Consider the following 23,057-nt stretch of genomic DNA (forward strand, 5'->3'; position numbering starts at 1 on the left):
GGCCCACCCGGTTGCGAACGGCGTCGGGGCGTCCGATCATCGCCTCATGATCCCGACCTCGGAGCTGGTGGACCCGGCGGTGCGCACGTTCGTCGACGCGCTCAACGCCAACGACCCGGCGGCCGTGCAGGCCGCCATGACCGGGAACGCGACGATGACCGACGACGGCACGCCGCGCCTGCTGGGGGACTGGCTCCAGCGCGAGGTGTACGACACGCACGGCCGGATGGACGTGATCGTGCAATCCCCGGACGGCCGCGACCTGATCGCGGAGTACACCAACGAGCAGTGGGGCGGGATGAACACCCGCTGGCACTTCGAGGTCGTGGACGGCAAGGTCGCGCACTTCGACACTGGTCAGGCGGGAGAGCCGCCGTACGATCCGGCGTCATGGCTGGGGCAGCCATGACGCGTGCGGGGTATGTGGCGGCGGCCGACATGGGAAGCGTGAAGACCGCTCTCTAGCGTGATCGGGTATGACGCCTTCTATGGACGCTGCCGCCACCTCTGCCGCTTCCGTGGCCTTCCCGGCTTCACCGGCCGCCCTGGACCTGTCCGGCCGCACCGCGCTGGTCACCGGCGCGGCCGGCGGCATCGGCCTGGCCTGCGCCGAGCGGCTGGCCGCGGCCGGGGCCAAGGTGGTGGTGGCCGACATCAGCGCCGACGGCGCGCACGCCGCCGCCGAGCGGATCGGCGGGCTGGCGCTGGTCGCCGACCTGAGCGACCTGGACCAGGCCTCGGCGCTGCCGCACCGGGTCGGCGGCGTGGACGTGCTGGTGAACAACGCCGGGCTGCAGCACGTGGCGCCGCTTCACGAGTTCCCGGTCGAGCGGTTCTCGCTGATCCTGCGGCTGATGCTGGAGGCGCCGTTCCGCCTGATCCGCGAGTCGCTGCCGCACATGTACGAGCGCGGCTGGGGCCGGGTCGTGAACATCTCCTCGGCACACGGCCTGCGGGCCTCGGAGTTCAAAGCCGCCTACGTCACGGCCAAGCACGGTCTGGAGGGGCTGTCGAAGGTCGCGGCGCTGGAGGGCGCACCGTACGGCGTCACCTCGAACTGCGTGAACCCGGCCTATGTCCGCACGCCGCTGGTCGAGAACCAGATCGCCGACCAGGCCGCCGCGCACGGCATCCCCGAGGACGAGGTGGTCTCCAAGATCATGTTGGAGCGCTCGGCCGTCAAACGTCTGATCGAGCCCTCCGAGGTGGCCGAGCTCGTGGCCTACCTGTGCTCACCGGCCGCCGCCTCGGTCTCCGGCGCCTCGTTGGCCATGGACGGCGGATGGACAGCTCGGTGAGGCGCGCGTGATGCTGGGCGCCATGTCCGCGCTCGCCACCCCTTCGGTGTTCCTCGACCTGCTGGCCCGCGACGCCGCCGCCATCGAGTACGACGGCCCGGTGGTCGCCGCCCGCGTGGCCGGCGCGGGCGCCGAGGAGCTGGCGGCGCTGGAGGCGGCCAAACGGGTGGCGTTGGAAGTCCGCGCCACGCTGGCGCGCTCACGCCGCCGCGAGGCGGAGCTGGTCGCGCTGTTCGAGACCGCCGGCGACCTGGCCGCGCTGCGCGACCTCGACGCGGTCCTGAAGGCGATCGTCACCCGCGCGCACACGCTGATCGGCGCGGACGTCACCTACCTGACCCTCGACGACCCGGACCGCGGCGACACCTACATGCGCGTGACCCACGGCTCGGTGTCGGCCCGCTTCCAGTCCCTGCGCCTGCCGATGGGCGCCGGCCTCGGCGGCCTGGTGGCCCAGACGGCGAAGCCGTACGTCACCTCCGACTACCCGCGCGACAGCCGCTTCCGCCACACGAACGAGATCGACGAAGGCGTCGGCGAGGAGGGCCTGACCGCCATCCTCGGCGTCCCGCTGGTCCTGGGCAGCCGGGTGATCGGCGTCCTGTTCGCGGCGAACCGCTCGGCGCGGCCCTTCGCCCGCCACGAGATCACCCTGCTGAGCTCCCTGGCCGCGCACGCCGCGGTCGCCATCGACAACGCCCGCCTGCTGCAGGCCACCCGCGACGCCCTCAGCGAGCTGCGCTCGGCGAACGAACTCGTGCGCGCGCACAGCGAATCGGTGGAGCGCGCCGCCGCGGTGCACGACAAGCTGGCGGACCTGGTGCTGCGCGGCGGGGATGTGGAGGGGATCGCGGCGGCCGTGGCGGAGGCTGTCGGCGGGGGGTTGGTGGTGGTCGACGCGGATGGGGTGGTGACGGCGGTCGCCGGGGAGACTTCGGGCTTTGACGACGCTGGGGCCGGCGGGCGAGCAGGATCTGGTGCTGGAGGCCGAGCCGGTGCCGGTGCCGGTGGCGATGCCGAATCCGCCATCGATGTCATCGCCGGCGTGGTGCGGTCCGGGCCGCTGAGCACTGCCGCGTCGGCGACCGGCCTGATCGCCACCTCCGCGGCGACTGGCCACGCGGCCCGCTCCGGGGACCTGGTCGTCGCGGCGGTGGCCGCAGCCGCCGAACCCCTCGGTGCCCTGATCCTCCGCGCCCCCGAATCCTTCAGCGACGTCGACCAGCGCATCCTCGAACGCGCGGCGCTCGTCGTCGCCCTCCATCTCCTGATGCGCCGCTCCGAAGCCGAGGCCGCCGAGCGGTTGGGCGGCGACCTCCTCGACGACCTCCTCGCCGTCCCGGTCCGCCACACCTCGACCCTCGCCGAGCGTGCCCGCCGCGTCGGTGTGGACCTCGACCGCCCGCACATCGTCGTGGCCGCCGACGCGGCACCCGCCGACCGTCCCCGCGCGCACTTCGCCGCCGGGCGCCTGGCCAAGTCCGAAGGCGGCTTGGCCGGTTCCCACGAAGGCCGCATCGTCCTCCTGCTGCCCGGCGACGACCCCGCCCCCGCGGCGCAGCGCGTCCTGGCGGCGCTCCGCAGCGGCCTCGCGCATCCCGTCACCGTCGGCGCCGGCGGCCCGAAGTCCGACGTCGCCGCGTACGCCGACGCGCACGCCGAAGCCGTCCGCTGCCTCGGCGCCCTGCACGCCCTCGGCCGCGCCGGCTGTGCCGCCGCCCCCTCCGACCTCGGGTTCCTGGCGCTCGTCCTGGGCGGCGGCGACCCCGGCGCCGTGGTGCGCAAGGCCCTCGGCCCGCTCGTCGACTACGACGCCAAACGCGGCACCGACCTGCTCGGCACCGTCGAGCAGTACTTCGCCTGCGGCCGCAGCCTCGGCCGGACCGGCGAGGCGCTGCACATCCACGTCAACACCGTGACCCAGCGCTTGGACCGCACCGCGCGCCTGCTCGGCCCCGACTGGCAGGAGCCCGGCCGCAGCCTGGAGATCCAGCTGGCGCTCCAGGTCCGGCGCGTGATGGGGCTCTGAGGCATAGCCGTACGCGATCTTGTAGCGCTCGAAGACATATCAAAAGACGCAGGCCGCTCATACCGTCCATCCCCATGGACAAGACAGCCCCGACCCCGTCCCACGCGGTGGCGGACATCCCCTCGGCCGCCACGCTCGCCGTGGGCGGCTTCGGCCTCTGCGGCATCCCGAGCACCCTGATAGCGGCCCTGCTCGACCAGGGCGCGACCGGGCTCTCCGTCGTCTCCAACAACTGCGGCGTCGACGACTGGGGCCTGGGCCTGCTGCTGAACGCCGGCCGCATCGCCAAGATGACCAGCTCCTACGTCGGCGAGAACAAGGAGTTCGCGCGCCAGTACCTGGCCGGCGAGCTTGAGGTCGAACTCCTCCCGCAGGGCACGCTCGCCGAGAGCCTGCGCGCCGGCGGCCTGGGCATCCCCGCGTACTACACGCCGGCCGGCGTCGGCACGAGCGTCGCGGAGGGCAAGGAGACGCGCGTCATCGACGGCCGCGAATACCTGCTGGAGCACGCCATCACCGCCGACTTCGCGCTGGTCCGCGCCGCGAAGGGGGACCGCCACGGCAACCTCGTCTTCCACGCCTCGGCCCGCAACTTCAACCCGGTCGTGGCGATGGCCGGCCGGGTGACCGTCGCAGAGGTCGAAGAGCTGGTCGAGCCCGGCGAGCTGGACCCGGACGAGATCCACCTGCCGGGCGTGTTCGTGCAGCGCGTGGTCGCGGTTCCGGCGGACCAGCGGGAGAAGCGCATCGAGAAGCGGACCGTGACGGTGTCCACCTCCGAGAACGGAGCAGTCTGACATGCCCCTGACCCGCGACCAGCTGGCGGCCCGCGCCGCGCGCGAACTCCGCGACGGCTCCTACGTCAACCTCGGCATCGGCCTGCCGACCCTGATCCCCGGCCACCTGCCGCCCGGCGTCGAAGTGGTCCTGCAGTCGGAGAACGGCATCCTCGGCCTCGGCCCCTACCCGGCTCCCGACGACGTCGACCCCGACCTCGTCAACGCGGGCAAGGAGACCGTCACCGTCCGCCCCGGCTCAAGCTTCTTCGACTCCGCCACCTCTTTCGGCATGATCCGCGGCGGCCACATCGACACTGCGGTGCTCGGCGCGATGCAGGTCTCGGCCGCCGGCGACCTGGCGAACTGGACCGTGCCCGGCAAGCTGGTCAAGGGCATGGGCGGCGCGATGGACCTGGTGCACGGCGCGCGCCGGGTGCTGGTGGTCATGGAGCACACAGCGAAGGATGGCTCCCCGAAACTGCTCCAGGAGTGCACGCTTCCCTTGACCGGCAACGGCGTCGTCGACCGCGTCATCACCGACCTGGCGGTGCTCGACGTCACGCCGGCCGGCTTCCGGCTGGTCGAGCTGGCGCCGGGGGTCACCGTCGAGGAGGTGGTGACCAACACCGGAGCGCCCCTCGATGTGGCGGCGGCCCACATTTCGGGGCCCGTAACGCGGACTTAACGTTCCGGCCATGCATTCCACCAGCATCCTGCGCAGATACAGCGCCCGGTATGTAGCAGCAGCCATGGCCGCCGCGTCGATCGCGACGCTGGCCGCGTGCGGGAGCCCGAGCAAGGCGGCCAGCGGGTCGCCGGGCGGGGGCGGGGCGTCCTCCGGCGGGTCCGGCGCGCCGATCAAGGTCGGGCTCGTCTACTCCAAGACCGGGCCGCTCGCCGAGTACGGCAAGGACTACTACCAGGGCTTCCTGGCCGGCCTCGACTACGCCACCCACGGCACCGACGCCGTGAACGGCCACAAGATCGAGGTGACGCAGCGCGACGATGCGGGCGACCCGACCAAGGCGGTCGGCGCCGCCAAGGACCTGATCGGCCAGGGCTACCGCATCCTGGCCGGCTCCACCGCCTCCGGTGTGGCGCTTCAGGTGGCGCCGCTGGCCGCGCAGAACAAGGTGCTGTTCATCTCCGGCCCGGCCGCCACCGACGGGGTCACCGGCCTGAACAAGTACACGTTCCGCTCCGGCCGCGAGACGTATCAGGACATCGCCACCGCCGCGTCCTTCCTCGGCGACCTGACGAACAAGCACGTCACCGTCCTGGCCCAGGACAGCGCCTTCGGCCAGGCGAACGTCGCGGCGGTGAAGGCGGTGCTGGGTGCCAAGGGCGCGAAGGTGGACTCGGTCCTGGCCCCGCCGAGCGCCACCGACCTGACCCCGTTCGCCACCCAGGCCAAGAACGCCAAGCCGGACCTGCTGTTCGTGGCCTGGGCCGGTACCACGGCCTCGGCGCTGTGGACCGCGCTGTCGCAGCAGGGCGTCCTGGACGCCACGACCACCGTCACCGGCCTGGACGTGCGCGCCTCCTACCCGGTGTTCGCCTCGACCGGCGGCAAGGTGTCCTTCCTCGCGCACTACGTCCCCGACGGCACAAGCAACGACGCGGCCAAGGCGATGGACGCCTACCTCGCGGCGCACGGCGAGCAGTCCGACCTGTTCAGCCCCGACGGCTTCAGCGCCGCGCAGATGGTCGTGCACGCCGCGGAGAACGGCGACACCGACGTGGACGCGATGGTGAAGAACCTGGAGGGCTGGAGCTTCGACGGGGTCAAGGGCGCCGACACGATCCGTGCCTCGGACCACGCGCTGTTGCAGCCGATGTTCCAGGCCAAGCTGACCGGCACGACGCCGACCGTGGTGAAGACGCTGGACCCGAACGAGGTCGCGCCGCCGGCCAAGAGCTTCCCGGCGAGCTGACGATGAGTGACGAACTCACCTCCGGCACCGCGGCGCCCGGCGGCCCCGCGCCCGACGTGCTCACTCTGGCGGGCCTCTCCTGGACGGTCGGCGGCTCGGCGATCCTGTCCGGCGTGGACCTCGCGGTCGGCGAGGGCGAGTTCGTCGCGGTGATCGGACCCAACGGCGCCGGCAAGACGTCGCTGTTCAACCTGATCAGCGGCCTGAACCGAGCCACTGGTGTGCATCGGGGCCGGATCGCTCTCGACGGCACGGACATCACCACCGAGCCACCGCACAAGCGGGCCCGGCGCGGCATCGGCCGGACCTTCCAGTCCTCCAGCGTGTTCCCGACCATGACCGTCGCCGAGCACGTGGCACTCGCGCAGCAGGTCGCGGCGAAGCGGCGCGGGCTCGCCTCCGACCCCTTGGAACGCGTCCGCCTGACTGAGAAATCAAGCGCCCTCGCCGCCGACCTCTCCCACGGCGACAAGCGCAAGCTCGAACTCGCCATGCTCCTGGCCTCCGGCGCCGAACGCCTGCTCCTGCTCGACGAACCGATGGCCGGCGTCGCGTCCGGCGACGTCCCCGAACTGGTCGACGTCATCAGGGCCCTGCACCGCGACGAGGGGCGCACGGTCCTGATGGTCGAGCACCACATGGAGGTGCTCCTCGGCCTCGCCGACCGCGTCGCGGTGATGCACCACGGCGCACTGCTCGCGATCGACACGCCGGAGCGCATCATGGCCGACGCCCGCGTGCAGGAGGCTTACGTGGGGGACGCGTTGTGATCCTCGAACTCGACGACGTCCGCGTCACCCTCGGCGGCTCGCAGATCCTGCAAGGCGTGTCGTTCACCGTGGCGCCGACCGGCGTGACGGCCCTGCTGGGGCGCAACGGCGTCGGCAAGACGACGACGGTCAAGGCCATCCTCGGCCTGGTCTCCCGCACCGGCCGCATCGCCTTCGCCGGCACCCCGGTCCAGCGACTGCGCACCCACGAGATCGTGCGCCAGGGCATCGGCTACGCACCGGAGGACCGCTGCGTCTTCGCGAAGCTGACGGTCGCGGAGAACCTGACCCTCGCTGAGCGCCGAGGGGCCGACCACGCCTACGACCTGGTCTACGAACTCTTCCCGGAACTGAAGGCGCGCGGCGCACAGGCCGTCGGCACCCTGTCCGGCGGCCAGCAGCAGATGGTCGCGATCGCACGCACCCTCCTCAACGACAACCGCCTGCTCGTGGTCGACGAACCGACGAAGGGCCTGGCCCCGAAGGTGGTGACCGAAGTGGCGGAGGTGCTGGAACGCGCCGCCGAGCGCGTGCCGATGCTGCTCGTCGAGCAGAACCTGGCGCTGGTGCGGCGGCTGGCCGGCGACGCCGTGGTGCTGGCGGCGGGGCAGGTGGTGCACCGGGGGCCGGTGCGCGACTTGTTGGGGGACGCCGCGCTGACGCGGGAACTCCTGGGAGTGGGGAAGGCGGCATGAGCACTCTCGTTCTCCTCACCCTCACCGGCCTGGGTCTCGGCGCCCTCTACTTCCTCATCGCCAGCGGCCTGTCCTTCATCTTCGGCCTGATGGACGTCCTCAACTTCGCCCACGGCGCCCTCGTCACCGCCGGCGCCTACGCGGCCTGGCGTCTGACCGGCCACCTCCCGTTCGCGCTCGCCGTAGCGGTCGCGATCGTGACTGGAGCAGGACTGGCCGCGCTCATCGAGACCGTCCTCATCAGGCCCCTCTACTCGCGTCCCAAGGACCAGATCCTCGTCACCGTCGGCCTCGGCCTCGCGCTGCCCGCTCTCGTGCAGGGCATCTGGGGCGCCGACGCTCGCCAGCTCCAGCCGCCCAGGCAGCTCGCCGGGACCGTCAGCCTCCTCGGCGCGAAGGTCCCGACCGACCGCTTCCTCCTCATCGCTGCCGCGCTGGTGGTCCTCGCCGCGCTCAAGCTGTTCCTCAGCCGGACCCGCTACGGCCTCGTCGTCCGCGCCGGCGTCGAGGACCGCGCCATGGTCACCGCCCTCGGCATCGACGTGCGCAAGGCCTTCACCCTCGTCTTCGCGATCGGCGGCGCGCTCGCGGGGCTGGCCGGTGCGCTCGGCGGCGTGTACTTCGGCAGTGTCTCGCCGGGCCAGGGCACGTCGTTGCTGGTGTTCGGGTTCGTCGTCGTGGTGATCGGCGGGATGGGGCGGACCGACGGGGTCGCGCTCGCCGCGGCCGCTGTCGGGCTGATCCAGCAGTTCACCAACTACTACGCCGCCTCGGGCCTCGGCGACTTCGCCGCGGTCGCGATCCTCGCCGTCGTGCTGCTCACCCGCGGCAACCGGGACGGCATCCAGAGGCTCATCCGGAGGGCCGCGTGAAGCGCCACGTCAAGAACCTGATCCCCATCGCGGTCCTCGCGGTCCTGCTCAGCCTGCCCTACTCGACGCTCAGCATTCCCGGCGTCTTCGACGGCGCCGTCAACACCCCCGGCTCGCTCCAACTCCTCGCGCTCTGCCTGCTCTTCGCCGGCCTGGCCGTGGGCTACGACCTGCTGTTCGGCCGCCTCGGCCTGATGTCCTTCGGGCACGCGCTCTACGTCGCGATCGGCGCGTACAGCGCCGAGCTCGCCATGAAGGACATGCACCTGCCGCTGGCGACCGCCGCGGTGCTCGCGATCGTCATCGGCGCGGCGGTCAGCACCCTGCTCGGGGCAGTTTCCCTGAAAGGTGTCGGAAAGCTGGGGACCGTCGGCTTCGCCATGGTCACCCTGGCGTTCGCGCAGGCCGGGTCCATCCTGGTCGGCCGCGATCCGAAGACCACCGGCGGCGAGGAGGGGCTGCCGCTGAGCACGGAGAAGGTGCCCGCGGCGTTCGTCGGCGTGGTCAACACCGTCAACCTGTACTGGCTCGCCCTCGCCTACCTCGTCGTGGTCTGCGGCGTCGTCTGGTGGCTGACCGGGCGCCGGATCGGCCGGGTCTGGCAGGCGATCCGCGACAACGAGCGGCGCGCCGAAGTCCTCGGCCTGAACCCGTTCCGCTACCAGCTCGGCGCCTTCGTGCTGGCCGGGACTCTCGGCGCGGCCGGCGGCGTGGTGCACCTGCTGGTCACCGCTGGGGCCACGCCCGAGACCACGACCACCGACTTCACCCTCGCGCTGCTGGTGATGGTGGTGCTCGGCGGGTCCGGCACGCGCTGGGGCCCGGTGCTCGGCGGCGTGCTCTACACGCTCCTGGACCACCGGCTCGGCGCGGTCGCCACCTCCGACTCGGTCGCGAGCCTGCCCGCCGTCCTGCGGATCCCGCTGTCCCAGCCGCTGGTGCTGCTCGGCGTGCTGTTCGTGCTCGTGGTCTACGCCGTCCCCGGTGGACTGGCCGCGCTGCCGAACCGGCTACGCCGCGGAGGAGGAGCCGGCCCCCGCCGACGACAGCGAAGCGAACAACACAGGCTCGGCGTGGTCGAGGGCGAGCCGAACCGCCCCCATCCCGACCGCGTCGCCTCCGAGCTCTGACACCTTCACGTCCGGCGGATACAGGCACACCTCACCGAGCAGGGCCCTGATCGGCTCGGTGAGGTGCTCGCCGGTCTGCGCCAGGCTGCCGCCGATCACCACCAGGTCCGGGTCCAGCGGCGTCACCAGGCTGACCAGCCCTTCGGCCAGCGCCCGGGCGAAGGCCTGGAACGCCGCCGCCGCCTTCTCGTCCCCGCCGGCCGCCCGCTCCATCGCGAACAGCGCGGCCTGCGACGGCGCCCGCAGCTCACCGGGATCGGCGGCCATCGCGTAGTCCATGACGTGCTGGAACGCCGCCCACCGGCTGTTCGGGTGCCCGCCGAGCTCGCCGGCGGCGGCGTGCGAACCGCGGTACGGCACCCCGTCGAACAGCAGCCCCAGCCCAATCCGCCGGCCGGTGTGCAGATACAGCACGTTGTCGTGCTCGGACGCCGCCCCGCGCCAGTGCTCGGCCAGCACCGCCAGCCGCATGTCGTTCTCGATCACGACCGGGACCGGCAGCCGCGCGGCCAGCTCCGTCTGCAGGTTCACCCCCGACCAGTCGGCCAGCGCGACGCTTTTGAGTACCCGGCCCTCGTTGTCGATGACGCCGGTGGTGCCGACGCCGACCGAGGCCAGCCGGCTCAGGGGCACATCGGCCGCCCCGGCCGCGCGCTCCAATACCCGCTGTACGGCGTCCAGCCGCTCGGGCGCCGACAGCTCCGGGCTCAGGTGCTCCACCGCCCTCCCCGCGACCGTCCCGTCCAGGTCGGCGACCATCGCGGTGACCCCGGATCCGCCGATCGCCACCCCCGCGACGTGCGCCGCGGCCGCGCGGAAGGCGTAGCGCCGGGCCGGCCGGCCGCGCTGGCCGTCGGCCACCGCCTCGGCCTCCACCACCCAGCCGTTGCGCTGCAGCGAGTCCATGATGACCTCGGTCGTGGCCCGGGACAGCTGTGCGGCTCGGGCGACCTCGGCCAGGGTCGGCGTCCCGGTCTCGCGCAGTGCGCGCAACACCGCCACCTCGTTCAGGCTCCGCAGAAAGCTGCCGTCGCCGCTGGTCCGTCGCATGGCGGCCATCTTAGGCCGGGCGGGCGCGGTACGCCCGGCATTTATGACGATCACTGGCGTAAAGATGTCCGACTCGTCCCGATCCCGGATCACGGCCCGGTCTCGGAACGAGTACTTTTTCGCGTCTCGTGCGTGACCCTGCTCGATTAACACTGGTCTCAAGCAAAAACGGCGGCTAGTGTCCCGGGTCACGGGAGGCCCCGCCTCCCGCCCCTCACCCTCATCAGGCCTCTGACAGGCAGCGATGCCGTCGACGGCTTACGAAAACGTTGGGAGACGCGGATGTTCCGAAAGGCGTTGGTGCTGGCCGGAGCCGGGGCCCTGGCCCTGGCCGCGACCGGCTGTTCCTCCTCGAAGTCCGCGTCTTCCGGGCAGGCCGAATCCGGCCCGGTCACCCTGACCTACGGCATCTGGGACACCAAGCAGAAGCCGGCGATGCAGGAGATCGCCGACGCCTTCCACGCGTCCCATCCGAACATCACCATCAACATCCAGCTGACGCCGAACGCCGACTACTGGACCAAGCTGCAGACCGCGGCCGCCTCCGGTACCGCCCCCGACGTGTTCTGGATGAGCACCACCCGCATCGGCCTGTACGCCGGCCAGAAGCAGCTGCTGTCCCTGTCGGACAAGCCCGGCTTCGACAACAGCCCGTTCCCGAAGTCGCTGAACGACGTCTACACCCTCGACGGCAAGCAGTACGGCATGCCGAAGGACTTCGACACCGTCGGGCTCTGGTACAACAAGAAGCTTTTCGACGCGGCCGGGGTGAAATACCCGACGGCCACGTGGACCTGGCAGGACGTGATCGACGCGGCCCAGAAGCTGAACGACCCCGGCAAGGGCGTCTGGGGCATCGCCTCCCCGGACTGGACGCAGGAGAACCTGTACAACACCATGCTCCAGGCCGGCGGCCAGGCCATCACCCCGGACCACAAGAAGTCCGGGTTCGACGACCCCAAGAGCATCGCCGGCCTGCAGTACGCACTGGACTTCATCACCAAGTACCACGTCTCGCCGACCGCGCAGCAGATGACCGACACCCAGCCGGACCAGCTGTTCGCCTCCGGCAAGGTGGCGATGTTCGCCGACGGCGACTACGACATGCCCGAGTACAAGGCGGCCACCGGCCTGGAAGCGGACGTCGCGCCGCTGCCGGCCGGCCCGGACGGCAAGAAGGCGACGGTCATCAACGGCCTGGCGAACGTCATCTACGCCAAGACCAAGCACGCGCAGGCGGCCTGGGAGTTCGTGCAGTACCTGGGGTCCAAGGAGGCCAACGAGGTCCAGGCCAAGACCGGGACGGTGATCCCGGCGTACAACGGCCTGTCGGCGACCTGGGTGGCCTCGACCCCGCAGTACCACCTGCAGTCCTTCATCGACCAGCTCAACGACGCCGTGCCGTATCCGGTGTCGAAGAACACGGCGGCCTGGACCACGCCCATGCAGACCACGCTGGACCAGATCTGGGGCGGAAAGCTCGACCTGCAGACCGGCGTCAAGCAGATCGCGGACCAGATGAACGCCGAACTGGCCAAGGAGTAGCGGGTGTCAGCCATCGAATCCCCCTCCGTCGCCGCCGGAAAGGCGGCGGCGGGGGCCGGCCCGAAGCGCGGGCCGGCGCCCCGGCCGGTCGCCGACCGCCGACCCCGCTTCTCGAAGGCGCACCTGAAGGAATGGGCCTGGGGCTATGCGATGATCGCGCCCCTGTTCGCCGGCCTGGTGATCTTCTACCTGTGGCCGATCGTCCAGTCCGCCTACTTCAGCTTCACCTCGTGGGGCGTCTTCGGCGGCCAGCAGTGGGTCGGCTTCCAGAACTACAGCTCGTTCATGTCGGATCCGCAGCTGCCGCGCGCGGCCTGGAACACCGTCAAGTACTCGCTGATCATCCTGGCCGGCATCCCGCTGTCGATCGTCTTCGCCGCGCTGATGAACCAGGTCAGCGGCAAGTACGCGAGCCTTTACCGGGTCCTGTACTTCATTCCCGTGGTCACCATGCCGGCCGCGGTCGCGATGATCTGGCGCTGGCTCTACAACGGCGACTACGGCCTGATCAACTATCTGCTGTCGCTGGTCGGGATCCACGGCCCGCACTGGGTGTCCGACGACCGGTACACGGTCTGGGCCATGGGCCTGGTGGGCATCTGGAGCTCGCTGGGCTACAACATGATCATCTTCGCCGCCGGCCTGAAGAACATCCCGCGCCAGTACTACGAGGCCTCCTCGCTGGACGGCGCGGGACGGATCCGGCAGTTCTTCTCGATCACGCTGCCCCTGTTGAGCCCCAGCATCTTCTTCGTCTCGGTGCTGTCGGTGATCGGCGGCCTGCAGATGTTCGACATGGTCCTGATGATGCTCGGCAAGACCAATCCGGCGCTGGCCGGCAGCAAGACGATCGCGTACCTCTTTTACGAGGACGCCTTCGTCACCGGCAACCAGGGGCTGGCCGCGGCGATCGCGGTGGTGCTCACGCTGGTGCTGCTGGTGCTGACCGCGCTCCAGTTCCGGCTGCAGAAGAGGTGGGTCCACTATGGGTAGCGGCAGGCAGCGGTTGTGGCCGGTCCACGTGATCCTGGCGATCGGCGCGGCGGCGATGGTGGCCCCGTTCCTGTGGCAGCTCATCACCTCGCTGCAGACCACCGGCGAGACCACCAGCGTCCCGCCGCACTTCCTGCCCTCGTGGCAGTGGTCGAACTACAGCCAGGTCTTCCACGACACCAAGTTCGCCCAGCAGTTCCTGAACTCGGTGCTGCAGACCGCCGTCAGGGTCCTGGCGCAGGTGCTGTTCTGCTCGATGGCCGCCTACGCCTTCGCGCGGCTGCGGTTCCCGGGGCGCAACGCCCTGTTCCTGCTCATGCTCGCGGTCCTGATGGTGCCCAGCCAGGTGTACCTGCTGCCGCAGTACCAGCTGGTGCAGAACATGGGCCTGCTCAACACCCTGGCCGGCGTGGTCCTGCCCGGACTGTTCAGCGCCTTCGGCACGTTCATGCTGCGGCAGTTCTTCATGTCGCTGCCGAACGAGGTCGAGGAGGCCGCGCGGCTCGACGGCGCCGGCACCTTCCGGATCTTCTGGTCCGTGATGCTGCCGCTGGCCAAGCCCGGACTGATCTCGATGGGCGTGCTCACGGTGCTGTGGTCGTGGAACGACCTGCTGTGGCCGCTGGTCGTGGTGAACGACGACTCCAAGATGCCGCTCACCGTGGGCCTGTCCATGCTGCAGGGCGAGCACCTCACCGAGTACCCGCTGCTGATGGCCGGCTCGCTGTTGGCCAGCCTGCCGATGATCCTGCTGTTCCTGGCCGCGCAGCGCCGCATCACCGAGGGCATCGCCCTCACCGGCACCAAGTAAGACTTTTCAGAAAGGCACCCTCTCCTGTGAGCAACCTGCGCTTCGGTGTGATCGGCCTGGGCCTGCGCACCTCTCTCGCCGTCGCCGCGCATCAGCCGGACCGCGGTTTCGAGGTCGGCGCGCTGTGCGACACCGATTCGGCCGCGCTCGCCAGAGCCGTTGAGCGCGTCGGGGTCACCGACACTCTTGACGACTACCGCAAGCTGCTGACCCGCCCCGACATCGACGCCGTCATCATCATGACGCCGGACGACACCCACGAGGAGATCGCCGTCGACTGCCTGCGCGCGGGCAAGGCCGTCTACCTGGAGAAGCCGATGGCCATCACCATCGAGAGCTCCGACGCGATCCTGCGCGCCGCCCACGAGACCGGGACCCGGCTCTACGTCGGTCACAACATGCGGCACATGGGCGTGGTCCGCACGATGCGCGACATCATCGCGCGCGGCGACATCGGCGAGCCGAAGACGGTCTGGGTCCGGCACTTCGTGTCCTACGGCGGCGACTACTACTTCAAGGACTGGCACGCCGAGCGGGACCGCACCACCGGCCTGCTGCTCCAGAAGGCGGCGCACGACCTGGACGTCGTGCACTGGCTGGCTGGCGGCTTCACCCAGCGGGTCAGCGCCTTCGGCGACCTGATGGTCTACGGCGACCTGCCGCGGCGCGCGGAGGGGACGCCACGGCCGGCCGGCTGGCTCAAGGAGTTCGACTGGCCGCCGACGGCGCGCCGCGACCTCAACCACAAGATCGAGGTCGAGGACGTCTCGGTGATGAACATGACGCTGGACAACGGCGTCATCGCCGCCTACCAGCAGTGCCACTTCGCGCCGGACTACTTCCGCAACTACACGGTGATCGGCACCGAGGGTCGGCTGGAGAACTTCGGCGACTCGCCCGGCGACCTGGTGAAGGTCTGGAACACCGGCCCGACCGGCTACCGCGGCGACGCCGACATCGCCTACCGGGTGCCGGACGCCTCCGGCAGCCACGGCGGCGCGGACGGCGCGATCATGGCCGAGTTCGCGCGCTTCGTCCGCGACGGCGGCGCCACCGACACCTCGCCGGTCGCGGCGCGGATGAGCGTGGCCGCCGGCTACATGGCCACGCTCTCGCTGCGCGACGGCGGCACGCCGTTCCAGGTCCCGCCGCTGGATCCGGAGCTGGCCGAGTACTTCGATCGGGGGCAGGTGCGCTGAGGGCGTCCGCACCGGGTGCGGGTTCGAACCCGCACCCGGCCTTCCGATCGGGAGCGGGGCACTGCGCTACAGCAGAGCCCTGACCGCCTCGGCGACCGCGGCGATCCCGCGGTCGCCGAGCAGGATCGAGTAGTGGTTGGTGCCGGGGACGAAGCGCACGTCCACCCCAGCGTCGGCGAGCTTCGCCGCGGCCACGACCTCGGGGGAGTAGAGCCCGACGGGCTCGTTCAGCAGGCCGCGCTCGGCGTACAGGAACGCTGCGGGTATCGGCAGCCGGTGGATCGAGCCGACGACCTCAGGGTTTTGCAGCTGGTCGGCCGCGTCGCCCCGGACCGCGTCCAGAACGCACGACGAACGCAGCTCAGGCTCGGTGCCGATGATGTCGCGCAGCTGGTAGGCCTCGACCTCGGCCGTGTATCCGCCGCCCTGGAACGACGGATGCGTGCGCCATGGCTTGAGGAACTCCTCCCGGCTGGCGAAGACGGTGCGCAGCTTGGCCATCGCCGGTCCGAGCAGTCCGTCGAGCAGCTGGTCCAGGTCGGTGTCTTCCGGTAGCGGGAACCCCAGACCGCCGTCGACCAGCACCACGCCGCCGAACCGCTCCGGGTACCGCGCCGCCGCCACCGCGGCGACCCAGCCGCCCATCGAATGGCCCATCAGCGTCGCGCGCTCCACCCCGAGGTGATCGAGGGTGCGGATCAGGTCGTCCGCGTGCGCGCCGATCGAGTAGGGACCGCCGACGTCGCGCGAGCGCCCACGGCCGCGCAAGTCCGGGGCGATGAAGTCGACCTCCGGAAGCGCCTCGACCACCGGGGCCCAGGCCAGCCCGTTGGCGGTGATGCCGTGCGCGGCGATCACCGTCGGTGCCGACTCGGCTACTACAGGTCCTGACCAGCGAGTCACAGCGTACGAACCCGCACCCGAGGGAAAATCGATCTCCGCGCTCTGTCGCATCCCGCCAGGCTCTCGGCTGCCGATCGGGTCGGCAATGGGGCGCGGCACCATATTCGTTCCGGCGGGTATGGGGCGCCGCAGCAAATAACGGCGACTGGTGGTAGCGAAGAGGTGTTATAGTTACGGAGAAGGAAAACGGCGCGGGGTGGAGCAGCTCGGTAGCTCGCTGGGCTCATAACCCAGAGGTCGCAGGTTCAAATCCTGTCCCCGCTACCAACGAGGCCCCTCAGATTCTGAGGGGCCTCGCGTTCTTTATGCGGGAGCCTTTATATGGGTCGCGAACCAGAACCCGATATGAGCGTGGTCACTGCTCTCGTCCGGTCAGCGTTCTTGGTTGATGCCACCTATGAGAACGTGGCTCGTAAACACCAGCTCACCTCCCAGCAGGGCCAGTTGCTCTGCGTCCTGATGGGCAAGCCCGAAGAAGGCTTCGGCATGGGCGAACTGGTCCGGACCCTGGGGCTGGCCAAGTCCAGCCTCACCGGTCTGGTGGACCGCTCGCTGCGCCGCGGCCTGGTCCGGCGCGAGGCGGACAGCACCGACGGCCGCGCGGTCCGCGTGTTCCTCACCGAAGAAGGCGACAAGCTCGCCGAAGAGTTCTACAACGAGACCGTGCAACGCGTCGCCGAGCTCCCCGTCATGCTGTCCGAGGAGGAACAGGCGCAGCTCGCGGGGCTGTTGGGCCGGCTGGTGCTGGCGAACCAGGTGCCGGTCGTGTTCGGGGACGACTTCAGCTGCGAGAAGCCCGAACACGAGTAGGCGCGAGTAGGCCCGGCCGGCTGGTGCCGACCGGGCCTGTTCCACTCCCTCTGAGATCCCTCTCAGAGGTTGAACAGCTCTCGGAAGTGTCCGAGCATCATCTCCGCGCCCTTCATCTGCACCACGGTCTCCCTCGGCACCTGGAACGCCGCCCCCTGCTCGTTCGGGAACTGCCCGACGCCGCCGGCCGGGCCCAGCGGGATCAGCCCCACCTTGACCGGCAGCGTCTTGTAGACGGCGGCCGGCTCCGCGTCCTTGGCGTGCGCGACGATGTTCGCCGCGACGACCTCGGCGTGCTGCATGGCCCAGCCGGCCATCTTGGTCTCGGGCAGGTCGGTGATGTCGCCGAGGGCGTAGATCGTGTCGTGGCCCTCGACGGTCAGCCGCTCCGTGACCTTCACCTGGCCCGCCTCGTTGCGGGGCACGGCGCCGGCCAGGAACTCGGTGTGGATGCGGGAGCCGTGGGCGCGGAACCAGATGTCCGCGGTGATGCGCTCGCCGGCGCGATCGGTGACGGTGAACTCCGTGGCGACGCCCGGCGCGACCGCCGGTCCGGCTGCGAGGCCGGAGCCCAGCCGCAGCTCGATCCCCAGTTCGTCGAGCTGCTGCCGCAGGTCGGCGACCAGCTCTGGAAGGAAGCCGGGCAGCAGTTCGGGGGCGGGGTCGACGATCGTCACCCGCTTGTCGGGCCAGGTCGTCGCGATCTCCCCGGCCAGCTCCAGGCCGACCGGCCCGGCGCCGAGGATCAGTACTCGGTCGGCGTTGGCCAGTTCCTTGTGCGCGCGGCGCAACGCGGCCAGGGCGTCGTCGGCGACATCGGTGTGCATCTTCGCCGGGAACGCGTAGGTCGAGCCTGAGGCCAGCACCACATAGTCGGCGTCCACGCGGCCGCCGGAAGCCAGGGTCACACCTCGCGAGTCCACTCCCACCGCGCGATCGCGGACCACGGTGCCGTTCTCCATCAGCGTGTCGTACGGGAAGAAGATGTTCTCGGCCCAGTCCGGGCGGACCAGTGCGCGCAGAGCCGCCGCGCTGTGCACGAAGGTGTCCTTCGGGTCGATGAGCACCACGTCGAGGTCGGCGTCCAGGGCTTTGGCGGCCTTCACTCCGCCGTAGCCGCCGCCGACTATCGCAACCTTCTTACGCATGGGAGCCGTCCCCTCGCGGCGGCAGGCCGGGCCGCCGCACACAGTTGTTCGTGATGCGAACAGAATCGTTCGCGTCACGAACCATAGCTCGTCCACCATGTTGTTCGCAATGCGAACCAAGTGCCTGGCCAGCGTGGGCTTCCGTACCCTAAGAGCAGGCCGGTAGCGCAGCGGTGGGGTTAGCCCTACCGCCGGACACCTGTTGGCTCCGTGGCGAGGCCACGGGGGCGGCTGGCAGCCTTAGTGACGTCGATCGACACCGACCCAGCTCCGCTGAAAGCCACCTGAGGGGAAGATCATGACAACGGCAGCACAGGCCGCGGTCACCCACCGCACCGTCGGCACCGCCGCCCGAGCCCAGGCCGTGTCCAAGCGCTACGGCCAAGGGGAGACCGCGGTCACCGCCCTGGACCAGGTCGACGTCGACATCGAGCGGGGCCGGTTCACCGCGATCATGGGGCCCTCCGGCTCCGGCAAGTCCACGCTCATGCACTGCCTGGCCGGCCTGGACGCGGTCAGCTCGGGCAAGATCTGGATCTACGGCCGGGACGGCGTGGCCAGCGAGCTCACCGCGATGAAGGACAAGGAGCTGACGAACCTGCGCCGGGACCGGATCGGGTTCATCTTCCAGTCGTTCAACCTGCTGCCCACGCTGAACGCGGCGGAGAACATCACGCTGCCGATGGACATCGCCGGCCGCAAGCCGAACAAGGCCTGGCTGGACCGGGTGATCGGCACCGTCGGGCTCGCCGACCGGCTCAAGCACCGCCCCAGCGAGCTGTCCGGCGGCCAGCAGCAGCGCGTGGCCGTGGCCCGCGCCCTGGCCGGCCAGCCGGAGATCATCTTCGGCGACGAGCCGACCGGCAACCTGGACTCCCGCAGCGGCGCCGAGGTCCTCGGCTTCCTGCGCCGCTCGGTCGACGAGCTGGGCCAGACCTTCGTGATGGTCACCCACGACCCGTCCGCCGCCGCCTACGCCGACCGGGTGCTGTTCCTGGCCGACGGCCGGATCGTCGACGACATGGCCGCGCCGACCGCCGACAAGGTCCTGGACCGGATGCGGCAGTTCGACAGCCACGGCCACGCTGTGCACGACCAGAACCAACGCGGCGACGCCGCCGGTCAGCGCTGAGCCGGGCCGGGGGGTATCGATCATGTGGAAGGCATCCCGCCGCAACTTCTTCGCGCACAAGGGCCGGCTCTCGCTGTCCTTGATCGCCGTCGTGCTGAGCGTGGCGTTCGTCACCGGCACCCTGATGTTCACCTCGACCATCACCACCACCTTCGACCGGCTGTTCGCGACCACCGCCTCCGACGTCGCGGTCTCGGCCAAGGCGGACAAGGACGCGCTGCCCGGCGCTCCGGAGCAGACCGTGTCCACTTCGGTGCTCGACACCGTGAAGGCGCTGCCCGGAGTGCAGGCCGTCTACGGTGACATCACCACCGAACGGCTGGCCGTGGTCGGCGCGGACAACAAGGCCATCTCCAACTCCTCCGGCGGTCCGACCATCGGGGCCAACTGGTACGTCACGCCGCACCCGGCGGTGAACCTGACCTCCGGCCGTCCGCCGGCCGGTCCCACCGACGTGGTCGTCGACGCCGACACCGCGGCCAAGAAGCACCTGGCGCTCGGCTCGCCGCTGCGCATCGTGACCGGCACCGGCGCCGGCACCTTCCAGGTCACGGTCAGCGGCATCGCGACCTTCCGTACCACCAACCCCGGCGAGACGCTGTTCTACTTCGACACGAACACCGCGCAGACCAAGCTCCTGGGCAAGACCGGCGCGTTCACCGGAGTGGACCTGGACGCCAAGCCCGGCACCTCCGACGACGTGCTCAAGGCCGAGGTGTCCGCCAAGCTCGGCGCCGGCTACGACGTGAAGACCCGGGCCGAACAGGAGGCCGACGGCCGCAACAGCGTGGGCTTCATCGGCTTCATGAAGTACGTGATGCTCGGCTTCGCCGGGATCTCGCTGATGGTCGGCGCCTTCCTGATCATCAACACCTTCCAGATGCTCGTCGCACAGCGCACCCGGGAGTTGGGCCTGCTGCGGGCCCTCGGCGCCAGCCGCCGGCAGATCAACCGCTCGGTCCGCTTCGAGGCGCTGATGCTCGGCGTCATCGGCGCCACCGTCGGCATCGCCGCCGGCGCCGGCCTGGCCTACGGCCTGATCGCCATCATGAACGGCGTCGGCATGAACCTGCAGGCCTCGGACATGTCGGTGACGGCCTCCTCGGTGATCGCCGGCTACGCGGTCGGCGTGCTGGTCACCCTGCTCGCGGCCTGGGTCCCGGCCCGCCGCGCGGCCCGCGTCACGCCGATGGCGGCGCTGCGCGAGGCCGGAACCCCGGGCGATCGCCGGGCCTCGTGGCTGCGCAACGGCATCGGCCTGGCGATCGCCGGCGGCGGCGCGGCGGCCCTGATCGGCGGCGCGGTCAACGGCGCCACCGCGACCGGCGGACTGCTGCTGGGCCTGGGTGTGCTGGTCACCCTGATCGGCGCGATCCTGCTCGGCCCGCTGCTGGCCGGCGTGGTGATCCGGGTGCTCGGGGTCTGGATGCCGGCGGCCTACGGCTCGGTCGGCACCATGGCGCAGCGCAACGCCCTGCGGAACCCGCGCCGGACCGGCGCCACCGCCGCGGCCCTGATGATCGGGCTGTCGCTGGTGTCCGGGATGGCCGTGGTCGGCTCCTCGCTGGTCACCTCGGCGACCTCGGAGATGGACAAGAGCGTCGGCGCGGACTACATCATCACCACCAACGGCGGCCTGGAGATCACCCCCGAGGTGCTGGCCAAGGCCCAGGCGACACCGGGCCTGGCGCACGTCACCGAGAACAAGTTCGTGAACGCCGCGGTGTCGGACGCCTCCGGCGGCGGCAAGGCCGGCGGCACGATCGTGATCTCGGCCTCCTCGCCGACCCTGACCCAGGACTTCGACGCGGCCACCACCGCCGGCTCGCTGTCCGACGTGTTCACCAAGGAGGGAATCGCGATCCCGGCGGCCGAGGCCAAGACCCGGAACGCGACCGTCGGCTCGGTCCTGAACGTCACCTTCCACGGCGGAACACCGCTCAAGCTGCCCGTCCTGGCCATCATGAGCGACAAGACGGTGTTCAACCACGGCGACGGCTACGTCTCCCTGGACACGCTGGGCAAGTCGCTGCCTGCGTCCGCGCAGCCGGCCTCCGAGCTGCTGTTCGCCAAGGCCGACAAGGGCCGGCAGGACCAGGCCTACGCGGCGCTCAAGGCCGACCTGGCGCCCTTCCCGCAGGTGACGGTGAAGAGCCAGACCGACTACAAGCAGCTGATCCACGACCAGGTCGGCGGCGTGCTGAACATGGTCTACGGGCTGCTCGGCCTGGCGATCGTGGTCGCGATCCTCGGTGTGGTCAACACCCTGGCGCTGTCGGTGGTGGAGCGCACCCGCGAGATCGGCCTGATCCGGGCGATCGGCATGGGCCGGCGCAAGACCCGCCGCATGATCCGGCTGGAGTCGGTGGTGATAGCGCTGTTCGGCGCGGCCCTGGGCGTCGGCCTGGGACTGGCCTGGGGTGTGGCCGCCCAGCAGGTGCTGTCCGGGATCGGAATCAGCACCCTGGCGATCCCGGTCGGCACCATTGTCGCGGTGTTCCTGGGAGCCGCGGTGGTCGGTCTGCTGGCGGCCCTGGCTCCGGCCTTCCGCGCCTCGCGGATGAACGTGTTGCGGGCGATCGCGGCCGACGGCTGACGGCTGACGGTCACGGCGCTCGCAGCCGGGGGGCACGGGGACCGGGGGATCGGGAGGGGATCGGGGGAGCACGGGGATCGGGGGGTGGCGCGGCTTCGCTTCGGCGGGGCCGCGCCGCGGTGTGTCGTCGCGTGCGTCGCCGTGCGCCGCCGTCCGGACCTCCGCGCCGTCCGGATTCTCCCGGCCGTCCGGACTTCCCCGGACTTGACACCATCGGGCCGAACCACCGCCGCGTGGCAAGTCCCGCCGCTTTGGTGTGGAGACCCGGCAGGTCTGGCCAAGGTGTACAGCAGATTGCCGAACAGCTGCCTTTCTGTCATCTCAAACCGGCCGTGAGCCCCGCCCGAGCGGCGGTAGCCTGGCAGGCGTGACGAAAGAACCGTCAGCCGACAGCGTCGTCGGCTGTCCTGTGGGCGCATCCTCCGATTTCGGTGACGAGACGGTCACCAGCCATCACTTCGGCGAGGAGGGGGCGAAGCTGACCTACGGCTCGTACCTCCGGCTGGAGCAGCTGCTGTCCGCCCAAGTCCTGGAGTCCGATCCGCCGGCACACGACGAACTCTTGTTCATCACCATCCACCAGGTGTACGAGCTGTGGTTCAAACAGCTCCTGCACGAAGTCGACGCCGCCACCGAGGCGATGATGGCGGGGCGGCTGTGGTGGGCCAAACATCTCCTGAAGCGCGTCGCGACCATCGAGGGTGTGCTGATCCAGCAGATCGCGGTCCTGGAGACCATGACTCCGCAGGACTTCCTGGTCTTCCGCGAGCTGCTGTCCCCGGCCTCCGGCTTCCAGTCCGCGCAGTTCCGCGAGCTGGAGTTCGCCTCCGGGGCCAAGGACCCGACCTATCTCAAGCGCTTCCGCGGCCTGACCGAGGCCGAGCAGAAGCGGCTGGCCGCCCGGCTGGAGGCGCCGAGCCTGTGGGACGGCTTCGTGCACGCCGTCGCCGCCACGGGCCTGCCTGCCTCCTCGGAGGACGAACTGCGCGACTCGCTGGTCAAGGTGGCCCGCGACCGCGACGGTTACGGCGAGCTGTGGGAGCTGTCCGAGGCGCTGCTGGACCACGACGAGGCCGCCGCGCTGTGGCGGGCTCGGCACGTGACCATGGTCGAGCGCCAGATCGGCACCAAGTCCGGCACCGGCGGCTCGACCGGCGCCCCCTACCTCCGCTCCCGTCTGGGCCTGCACTACTTCCCGCTCCTGTGGGAGCTCAGAAGTTTCCTTTAGACGGCGACGGTGACTTTTCGGCGTGGCTGTCGTCACTCAGTGTGTGACCACTCGCACGCCGGTTCAGCCCGACAACTTCACACGTAGTACCGCGAGTCCCCTCGGAAGCCACTTAGTCACGCAAAGGCGCGCGAC

At 70.5% G+C, this 23,057-nt stretch carries 21 protein-coding genes and 1 tRNA gene; 19 read left to right on the plus strand and 3 right to left on the minus strand.

All coding sequences use genetic code 11. The features are described from left to right. Positions 1-46 precede the first annotated feature (46 nt). The 10 genes from ABH935_RS13910 (at position 47) to ABH935_RS13955 (ending at position 9,507) form a co-directional block, all read left to right on the plus strand. Positions 47-409 carry a nuclear transport factor 2 family protein gene (locus ABH935_RS13910; protein ID WP_370378280.1) on the plus strand — a complete coding sequence of 121 codons (363 nt, stop codon included), beginning with the start codon at positions 47-49 and terminating at the stop codon, positions 407-409. A 79-nt stretch (positions 410-488) separates the two neighbouring features. Then, the gene (locus ABH935_RS13915) at positions 489-1,298 is read left to right on the plus strand and encodes a 3-hydroxybutyrate dehydrogenase (protein ID WP_370378281.1); all 810 of its coding nucleotides are present in this window, start codon (positions 489-491) and stop codon (positions 1,296-1,298) included. 22 nt (positions 1,299-1,320) lie between these two features. Further along, positions 1,321-3,327 (plus strand): helix-turn-helix domain-containing protein, encoded by a 2,007-nt coding sequence (locus tag ABH935_RS13920; protein WP_370378282.1) that lies wholly within the window; start codon positions 1,321-1,323, stop codon positions 3,325-3,327. A 74-nt stretch (positions 3,328-3,401) separates the two neighbouring features. Continuing rightward, positions 3,402-4,124 (plus strand): CoA transferase subunit A, encoded by a 723-nt coding sequence (locus tag ABH935_RS13925; protein WP_370378283.1) that lies wholly within the window; start codon positions 3,402-3,404, stop codon positions 4,122-4,124. A gap of 1 nt (position 4,125) precedes the next feature. After that, complete coding sequence (locus ABH935_RS13930; protein WP_370378284.1) at positions 4,126-4,791, plus strand: CoA transferase subunit B; 666 nt, start codon at positions 4,126-4,128, stop codon at positions 4,789-4,791. Between the two features lie 10 nt (positions 4,792-4,801). Continuing rightward, positions 4,802-6,040, plus strand: a complete 1,239-nt coding sequence (locus tag ABH935_RS13935; RefSeq protein ID WP_370378285.1) for a substrate-binding domain-containing protein — start codon at positions 4,802-4,804, stop codon at positions 6,038-6,040. A 2-nt stretch (positions 6,041-6,042) separates the two neighbouring features. Then, on the plus strand, positions 6,043-6,810 hold the full coding sequence (locus ABH935_RS13940) for an ABC transporter ATP-binding protein (RefSeq protein WP_370378286.1): 768 nt from the start codon (positions 6,043-6,045) through the stop codon (positions 6,808-6,810). Continuing rightward, positions 6,807-7,505: an ABC transporter ATP-binding protein gene (locus ABH935_RS13945; protein ID WP_370378287.1), complete on the plus strand. Its 699-nt coding sequence runs from the start codon at positions 6,807-6,809 to the stop codon at positions 7,503-7,505. Before ABH935_RS13940 ends, ABH935_RS13945 begins: the two co-directional genes overlap by 4 nt. Next, entirely contained in the window at positions 7,502-8,377 is an 876-nt protein-coding gene (locus tag ABH935_RS13950) for a branched-chain amino acid ABC transporter permease (protein ID WP_370378288.1), read from the plus strand. Before ABH935_RS13945 ends, ABH935_RS13950 begins: the two co-directional genes overlap by 4 nt. After that, a complete protein-coding gene (locus ABH935_RS13955; RefSeq protein WP_370378289.1) occupies positions 8,374-9,507 on the plus strand; it encodes a branched-chain amino acid ABC transporter permease in 1,134 nt (377 codons plus the stop codon). Before ABH935_RS13950 ends, ABH935_RS13955 begins: the two co-directional genes overlap by 4 nt. Here ABH935_RS13955 and ABH935_RS13960 read toward each other — a convergent pair. Beyond that, positions 9,388-10,557, minus strand: a complete 1,170-nt coding sequence (locus ABH935_RS13960) for an ROK family protein (RefSeq protein WP_370378290.1) — start codon at positions 10,555-10,557, stop codon at positions 9,388-9,390. The two genes, ABH935_RS13955 and ABH935_RS13960, sit on opposite strands and share 120 nt — an antisense overlap. A gap of 282 nt (positions 10,558-10,839) precedes the next feature. Between ABH935_RS13960 and ABH935_RS13965 the strand changes: the two genes are divergently transcribed. Genes ABH935_RS13965 through ABH935_RS13980 form a run of 4 tightly spaced genes read left to right on the plus strand, consistent with a single transcriptional unit; the run spans position 10,840 to position 15,105 of the window. After that, positions 10,840-12,102: a sugar ABC transporter substrate-binding protein gene (locus ABH935_RS13965; protein WP_370378291.1), complete on the plus strand. Its 1,263-nt coding sequence runs from the start codon at positions 10,840-10,842 to the stop codon at positions 12,100-12,102. 3 nt (positions 12,103-12,105) lie between these two features. Further along, positions 12,106-13,095, plus strand: coding sequence for a carbohydrate ABC transporter permease (locus tag ABH935_RS13970; RefSeq protein WP_370378292.1), 990 nt, complete (start codon positions 12,106-12,108; stop codon positions 13,093-13,095). After that, positions 13,088-13,906, plus strand: coding sequence for a carbohydrate ABC transporter permease (locus ABH935_RS13975; RefSeq protein WP_370378293.1), 819 nt, complete (start codon positions 13,088-13,090; stop codon positions 13,904-13,906). Before ABH935_RS13970 ends, ABH935_RS13975 begins: the two co-directional genes overlap by 8 nt. Before the next feature lie 26 nt (positions 13,907-13,932). Then, positions 13,933-15,105, plus strand: a complete 1,173-nt coding sequence (locus tag ABH935_RS13980) for a Gfo/Idh/MocA family protein (protein ID WP_370378294.1) — start codon at positions 13,933-13,935, stop codon at positions 15,103-15,105. A 66-nt stretch (positions 15,106-15,171) separates the two neighbouring features. Here the strand turns inward: ABH935_RS13980 and ABH935_RS13985 are convergent, their stop codons facing one another. Next, on the minus strand, positions 15,172-16,008 hold the full coding sequence (locus tag ABH935_RS13985) for an alpha/beta fold hydrolase (protein WP_370378295.1): 837 nt from the start codon (positions 16,006-16,008) through the stop codon (positions 15,172-15,174). Positions 16,009-16,198: 190 nt separating this feature from the next. Between ABH935_RS13985 and ABH935_RS13990 the strand changes: the two genes are divergently transcribed. Continuing rightward, positions 16,199-16,275: transfer RNA gene (locus tag ABH935_RS13990), tRNA-Met, on the plus strand. 78 nt (positions 16,276-16,353) lie between these two features. Then, positions 16,354-16,818, plus strand: a complete 465-nt coding sequence (locus ABH935_RS13995) for a MarR family winged helix-turn-helix transcriptional regulator (RefSeq protein WP_370378296.1) — start codon at positions 16,354-16,356, stop codon at positions 16,816-16,818. 62 nt (positions 16,819-16,880) lie between these two features. On the opposite strand, the gene ABH935_RS14000 is transcribed toward ABH935_RS13995, so the two are convergent. Beyond that, on the minus strand, positions 16,881-17,966 hold the full coding sequence (locus ABH935_RS14000; RefSeq protein WP_370378297.1) for an NAD(P)/FAD-dependent oxidoreductase: 1,086 nt from the start codon (positions 17,964-17,966) through the stop codon (positions 16,881-16,883). 298 nt (positions 17,967-18,264) lie between these two features. Between ABH935_RS14000 and ABH935_RS14005 the strand changes: the two genes are divergently transcribed. From ABH935_RS14005 to ABH935_RS14015, 3 genes are all read left to right on the plus strand, one after another. After that, positions 18,265-19,098 (plus strand): ABC transporter ATP-binding protein, encoded by an 834-nt coding sequence (locus tag ABH935_RS14005; RefSeq protein ID WP_370378298.1) that lies wholly within the window; start codon positions 18,265-18,267, stop codon positions 19,096-19,098. 22 nt (positions 19,099-19,120) lie between these two features. Further along, positions 19,121-21,694, plus strand: coding sequence for an ABC transporter permease (locus tag ABH935_RS14010; RefSeq protein WP_370378299.1), 2,574 nt, complete (start codon positions 19,121-19,123; stop codon positions 21,692-21,694). 367 nt (positions 21,695-22,061) lie between these two features. Further along, a complete protein-coding gene (locus tag ABH935_RS14015; protein WP_370378300.1) occupies positions 22,062-22,922 on the plus strand; it encodes a tryptophan 2,3-dioxygenase in 861 nt (286 codons plus the stop codon). Positions 22,923-23,057 lie beyond the last annotated feature (135 nt).

This window comes from Catenulispora sp. GAS73 (assembly GCF_041262085.1).
Taxonomy (GTDB): Bacteria; Actinomycetota; Actinomycetes; order Streptomycetales; family Catenulisporaceae; genus Catenulispora.

Bases quoted from the DNA above. Each gene is read 5' to 3' on its own strand.
- ABH935_RS13910 (WP_370378280.1), top strand. From the start codon at position 47: ATGATCCCGACCTCGGAGCTGGTGGACCCGGCGGTGCGCACGTTCGTC.
- ABH935_RS13915 (WP_370378281.1), top strand. From the start codon at position 489: ATGGACGCTGCCGCCACCTCTGCCGCTTCCGTGGCCTTCCCGGCTTCA.
- ABH935_RS13920 (WP_370378282.1), top strand. From the start codon at position 1,321: ATGTCCGCGCTCGCCACCCCTTCGGTGTTCCTCGACCTGCTGGCCCGC.
- ABH935_RS13925 (WP_370378283.1), top strand. From the start codon at position 3,402: ATGGACAAGACAGCCCCGACCCCGTCCCACGCGGTGGCGGACATCCCC.
- ABH935_RS13930 (WP_370378284.1), top strand. From the start codon at position 4,126: ATGCCCCTGACCCGCGACCAGCTGGCGGCCCGCGCCGCGCGCGAACTC.
- ABH935_RS13935 (WP_370378285.1), top strand. From the start codon at position 4,802: ATGCATTCCACCAGCATCCTGCGCAGATACAGCGCCCGGTATGTAGCA.
- ABH935_RS13940 (WP_370378286.1), top strand. From the start codon at position 6,043: ATGAGTGACGAACTCACCTCCGGCACCGCGGCGCCCGGCGGCCCCGCG.
- ABH935_RS13950 (WP_370378288.1), top strand. From the start codon at position 7,502: ATGAGCACTCTCGTTCTCCTCACCCTCACCGGCCTGGGTCTCGGCGCC.
- ABH935_RS13960 (WP_370378290.1), bottom strand. From the start codon at position 10,557: ATGCGACGGACCAGCGGCGACGGCAGCTTTCTGCGGAGCCTGAACGAG.
- ABH935_RS13965 (WP_370378291.1), top strand. From the start codon at position 10,840: ATGTTCCGAAAGGCGTTGGTGCTGGCCGGAGCCGGGGCCCTGGCCCTG.
- ABH935_RS13975 (WP_370378293.1), top strand. From the start codon at position 13,088: ATGGGTAGCGGCAGGCAGCGGTTGTGGCCGGTCCACGTGATCCTGGCG.
- ABH935_RS13995 (WP_370378296.1), top strand. From the start codon at position 16,354: ATGAGCGTGGTCACTGCTCTCGTCCGGTCAGCGTTCTTGGTTGATGCC.
- ABH935_RS14000 (WP_370378297.1), bottom strand. From the start codon at position 17,966: ATGCGTAAGAAGGTTGCGATAGTCGGCGGCGGCTACGGCGGAGTGAAG.
- ABH935_RS14005 (WP_370378298.1), top strand. From the start codon at position 18,265: ATGACAACGGCAGCACAGGCCGCGGTCACCCACCGCACCGTCGGCACC.
- ABH935_RS14010 (WP_370378299.1), top strand. From the start codon at position 19,121: ATGTGGAAGGCATCCCGCCGCAACTTCTTCGCGCACAAGGGCCGGCTC.